Source organism: Dyella sp. (assembly GCF_035508675.1).
Lineage (GTDB): Bacteria > Pseudomonadota > Gammaproteobacteria > Xanthomonadales > Rhodanobacteraceae > Dyella_B.
In genome coordinates this window covers 1-4,983 of the sequence record NZ_DATJMN010000050.1, presented here as the reverse complement: position 1 = coordinate 4,983, position 4,983 = coordinate 1, and the positions used below count along the sequence as shown (strand labels likewise).

Annotated in this window: 4 protein-coding genes; all 4 read right to left on the bottom strand. The window is 65.3% G+C overall.

The genetic code is table 11. The features are described from left to right. Positions 1-49 precede the first annotated feature (49 nt). Positions 50-1,405: a phenylacetate--CoA ligase family protein gene (locus VMA74_RS02985; protein ID WP_325364660.1), complete on the bottom strand. Its 1,356-nt coding sequence runs from the start codon at positions 1,403-1,405 to the stop codon at positions 50-52. Beyond that, a complete protein-coding gene (locus VMA74_RS02980) occupies positions 1,402-2,667 on the bottom strand; it encodes an O-antigen ligase family protein (protein WP_325364658.1) in 1,266 nt (421 codons plus the stop codon). The genes VMA74_RS02985 and VMA74_RS02980 overlap by 4 nt, the downstream gene beginning before the upstream one ends. Beyond that, positions 2,667-3,767, bottom strand: a complete 1,101-nt coding sequence (locus VMA74_RS02975) for a polysaccharide deacetylase family protein (protein ID WP_325364656.1) — start codon at positions 3,765-3,767, stop codon at positions 2,667-2,669. Before VMA74_RS02975 ends, VMA74_RS02980 begins: the two co-directional genes overlap by 1 nt. Positions 3,768-4,109: 342 nt before the next feature. Continuing rightward, positions 4,110-4,983 (bottom strand): phosphopantetheine-binding protein (locus VMA74_RS02970; protein ID WP_325364654.1); only part of this gene is annotated, 874 nt, incomplete at its 5' end.

The window sequence follows — 4,983 nt, the reverse complement described above, 5'->3', positions numbered from 1 at the left end:
ATGCGCTCGAGGCCGCCGCGGTCCAGGCTTTCCACGAAGTGGGTGATGTTCACGGCGCCAGCTCCGATACCGTGACCCGCATTTTTCCGCTGCGCGTAAGTGGAATGTCGTCGACGAAATGGCAATGCAGTTGCACGCTGTCGCCGAGCACCTTGTCGACCTCGTTGCGGATGTACTCCAGCGAGGCCTCGTCGAAGCCGGCGCCGCGAACGATGGAAAGATCGAGCCGGTCGAGACGGCGCTGCACCAGCTGGAAGCGTTGCAGGCCAGGCACGTCCTTCAGCATGTGCGGAAAGAATTCGCCGGGCAGCACGTGTCCCTGCGGTGTGCGGATCGCATCCAGCACGCGGCCGTCGACACGCTCCAGCAGCGGCAGGCCGCGGCCGCAGGCGCATCGCTGCGCGGAAAGGGTTGCGGTATCGCCATTGGCGTAGCGCACGAACGGCATGCCGTAGTTGAAAAGATCGGTGATGACGACGTCGCCGGCCTGGTGGCCGCATGCGGCGCCGTGTGGCATGCGCAGCTCCACCAGCAGATGATCGCTGTTGACGTGCAGGCCGTGGCGCTGCTCGCACTCGGCGGCGATCAGCATGAACTCGCGGCAGCCATAGGTGTTGAACACCGGCGCCCCGAACGCCTGCTGGATCGCCTCGCGCTGGAATTCGTGCAGCGCCTCGGCGCCGCCGATGATGCCTTGCGGCGGCCAGATGCTGCGCCCGGTTGCGGTCAGCCATTGCGACAACTGCACCAGCGGCCCGACGTAGGCGACGATGATGTCCGGGCGATAGCGGTCGATCGCATCGGCGTAGTCGGCCATGTTCGCTTCGGTCATCTTGAAGCTGTTGAGCACGCGCCGCGCGAACATGGTGTTGTACAGGCGATCCTTGAGCTGATGCGCGCGCGTCGGATCGCCGACCGGTCCGCCCCAAAGGAACAGCGTGCGCCGTCCCATGCGCGAGCCGGCCCATTCGTAGCCGCGCCACATCACCGCCGTGCGGCGATCGTTGCTTTCGCGGGTGTAGCCGAAGCGCATCGGTTCGCCGGTCGAGCCGCCGGTGGCCTTGTACAGCAGGCGATCGCGCAGCGAATCGGCCTTCAGCTCGTCGAAATGCGTGCGGATGTCGGCCTTGGTCAGTACCGGCAGTTTCGCGTAGTCGTCGAGGTTGCGGATGTCCCGGGGCATAATGCCCAGCTCGCGCCATTGCCTGCGGTAGTAGGGCACTTCGCGGTAGCAGTGTTCGAGCAGGCGCTGCAGCCGCTCCCACTGCAGGGCCGCGATGCGTTCGGGCGCCAGCCATTGATCGCGCCGGTAATCGTCCAGATAGGCCAGCGTGCGACGGCGCCGGACCGATTCGTAGGCCGGGAACAGCACGCGCCGGAAGGCGGTTTCGTAGAGCGCGCTCATGTGGCGACACGCAGCAGCACGGCGACCAGCACGAAGAACCCGGCGATGCTCCCCGCCGCGGCCGGCAGCCAGCGCCAGCCGCTATCGGCCAGCGTGAACAGGCGCAGGCCGGGAAAGCGCTGCCGCGCGCCGACGTAGTAGCCCACCACCATGGCGGCCACCAGGTACATCACCACCGTGTAGCTGCGGCTGAGAAAGAAGGCCGCCGAAAACAGTCCGCACAGCGCCAACAGCAAGGTCAGCGCCATGCGCCGTTCGCTTTGCCATGCGCTGGCGCGCGCGGGGTCGTCGATGCCGTCGGGCTTGTAGCGCAGCACCGTCAGCAGCATCCAGAAGCTGTAGCCGACGAAGGCCAGCCACAGGAAGTAGCCCACGAATCCGGTTTCGGCCAACACCAGCACGAATGAGTTGTGCGCGGTGAGATCGTTGTACTCGGTGAAGTTGCCGGCGCCGACGCCGAACACCGGATGCGACAGGAACATGTGCAGGCCTTCGTACCACGCATTCACGCGGCCGGATGCCGATTCCTCGTCCGGATCCAGCTCCTGCATGCGGGACGACAACAGCTTCAGGCATGCCAGCCCGACGACACCCAGCGTGCCCGCGGTGACGAGGCCGCGCCGATACCAGACATACACGCCGGCCACGACCAGCACGGCCAGCAGCGCGCCGCGCGAATTGGTGAGATAGGTGCCGTAGAACAGCAGCGCCGCGCAGCCCAGCCAGAACAGGCGCAGCAACGATCCGCGCAGCGTGCTGAGAAAGACCGCCATGGGCATGGTGGTGGCGAACAACAGGCCCAGGTCGTTCGGGTCGTTGAAAATGCCGACATACTGGATGCGCCCGTCTTCGGACAGCGGCACGCCCGTCCAGCCGACGCCGTCCCTGGCCTGGCCGATACCGTGCACGACCAGCACGACCGAGCAAAGCACGAACACGGCCATCGCGATCGTCACGCGCCGTTGCGTGTTGCACGCGCTGGCGAATACGAAGAAGGCGATCATGATCGGGCCGAATTTCTCCAACTGGTCCAGCGCGCCGCCGAACCAACCGTTGACCGCCACCGAGACCATCAGGATCAGCAGGAAAATCGGCAGGATCACGAATTGCGGCGCCGCGAACGTCTTGCCGTTGGAGATCAGCCAGCACCCGAACGCCATGATCAGCACCGCCGGCAGCACCGGCAGGCCGATGAATAGCGGCATGTATTCCTGCGGCCGGATGATGGTCAGGACCAAATAGAGCAGGATCAGCGGAAACATCAGGCGTGGACCTGTTCGCGAGCCGGCTCGCGGTGAATGGTGGGATAGCTGACCAGGCTCGGCAGCGTCAGCATGGCGGCGAACCAGCCCGGGCCCATCATGCGTTCGACCGGAAGGCGGTGAAGCGCGTAGCGGTTCGATGCCGGCTGCGGATTGGTGCCGCAGATGTAGCACACCGCCAGGCGGAAGCCAGCATGGTGGGTGGCGGCGATGACGTCGTCGTCGAAGGCGCGGTCGCCGCCAACCGGGTAGGACATCAAGGTGGCGGGTGTGCGCAGTTCGCGATCCAGCGTGGCCTTGGATCGCCGCACTTCTTCTTCCATCCGTTCGTGCGGCATCTTGGCCAGCATGCGGTGGTGCACGCCGTGCGAGCCGATCTCGAAGCGCGCCGCTTCCATCTCGCGTATCTGCTCCCAGGTCATCGGTCGGCACTCTTCGGGGCGGGTATTGCTCGGCATCTGCCAGGCCTGTTCCAGCCGCGCGATCATCGCTTCCTGCGCGATCGCGTCGATGTTCTTCATGTTCTGCAGGACGGTGCCCGCGAGCGAACGCCGCAGCTCACGGTCGCGCGGCATCGGCACGTCCATGCTCAGTTCCGGCAGCACCAATCGCGGCGCGCTGGTAAGCAGGATCATGTGCACCAGCCAGTCGTAGCCGAACGGCTTGCCGCTGTCGATGTGGCCGGTGGAGACGAAGAACGTGGCGGGAATGCCCAGCTCGCGCAGGATGGGGTAGGCGATGCGGTAGTTGTCGTCGTAGCCGTCGTCGAAGGTCACCGCCACCGCATCGGGCGGCAGTGTTTCGCCGGCATCCAGGGCGGCGGCGACGTCGGTCAGGCGCACGGGATGGAAATGTTGTTTCAGGCGCAGCATCTGCGCGCGAAAGCGTTCTGGCGTGGTGCTGATCAATTCCAGGTCGAAGTCGAACGTGGCCGGATCGGGCAGCGGCATCACGCGGTGATAGGCGAGGATGCGCAAGTCCTTTTGCAACCACGAGCGCATGCGCTGCAAAGGTTGCAATGCGCCGGTGCTGTAGCACAGCTCTGCCACCCGCCCACGGATACCGGATGCCCTGCCGTGATCTGCTTGATGAGTCAGCATGATGGAATCCTCAGTGGTGGATGCGGACGACGCGTTTGCTCTGAGTTGCAACAACCTATGTGCTGTGCATCAGCGTGTAAGGTGCGGCGCTTCTGCTCCCTCCCCTGCGGCAGCAGGGGAGGGTTGGGGTGGGGTTGCTTGTGCTTTAGCGTGCGGCTGAACATGGCCGTGATTTCTGGCCGCAAGAAGCACACAGCGGCGACGTCGGAATCCGGCAGCTCGCTGCGCTCGCACCCCACCCTAACCCTCCCCTGCAAGCAGGGGAGGGGACATAAGAGCTGCTCCGTCTCCCCCAGAAGATGGAGGCGAGGGGAAAAGGGTGTCGGCAGCGTCGCTCTCATATCAACGCCGCCCAAACAACCGACTCAAGCGCGAACCCAGCTTCACAGGCTGCGTCTCCTTCGCAACGCCTTCGGACAACCCCGCCGCCAGCGTGCCCAGCGTGCCGTTGGCGATATCCAGCAGGTTCAACGACATGCCGGTCGCGCGTTGCACTCGCGCCGCCATATCCACGGCCAGCAAGGAATGGCCGCCGATATCGAAGAAGTTGTCGCTGGTGCGGACGCGCGTGATGTTCAGCAGTTCTTTCCACAACGCGGCCAGCAGTTGCTCGTTGGCGGTCTTCGGTTGCGTGGCGCTGTCGAGGTCATCGTCGCCGGACGATTCGGCCGGCAGCGGCAAGGCGGCGATATCCACCATGCCGTTCGCCAGCGCGGGCCATGCATCGAGCAGGACCACATGCTGCGGCACTTCGTGTGCAGGCAGCGCGGCGGCAAGCGCGGCGATCAGCTGATGGGATTGGAGCGCATGCCCGGAAGCGGCAACCACATACGCATCGATGCGCGTGTTGCCGACCTGGTTCATGCGCGGCACGGCGATTGCGCGCATCACGCCCGGTTGGCTGAGCAGTTCCGCTTCCACCGTCGCCAGGTTGACGTCACGGCCGTGGATACGCTCGCGGCGATCGGTGCGGCCCGTTTCCTGGATGTGGCCGCTGACCAGCCAGCGGCCGCGGCGGTGGGTGCGGTGAAGTTCATCGCGAGATTCGCCCCTCACCCTGGCCCTCTCCCCGGAGGGGAGAGGGGATGAAAGCCCGGCCTCGGCACGCACACCGAACGGCCTGCTGAGCGACATGCCACCCACATGGATGTCGCCGATCGCGCCGATCGGGCAGGGTTGTTGTTGATCGTCGAGTATCCACACCGACGTATTCGCG

What these genes read in the sequence shown, in the direction of transcription:
- VMA74_RS02985 (WP_325364660.1), bottom strand. Translation starts at nt 1,405, where the DNA reads ATGAGCGCGCTCTACGAAACCGCCTTCCGGCGCGTGCTGTTCCCGGCC.
- VMA74_RS02980 (WP_325364658.1), bottom strand. Translation starts at nt 2,667, where the DNA reads ATGTTTCCGCTGATCCTGCTCTATTTGGTCCTGACCATCATCCGGCCG.
- VMA74_RS02975 (WP_325364656.1), bottom strand. Translation starts at nt 3,767, where the DNA reads ATGCTGACTCATCAAGCAGATCACGGCAGGGCATCCGGTATCCGTGGG.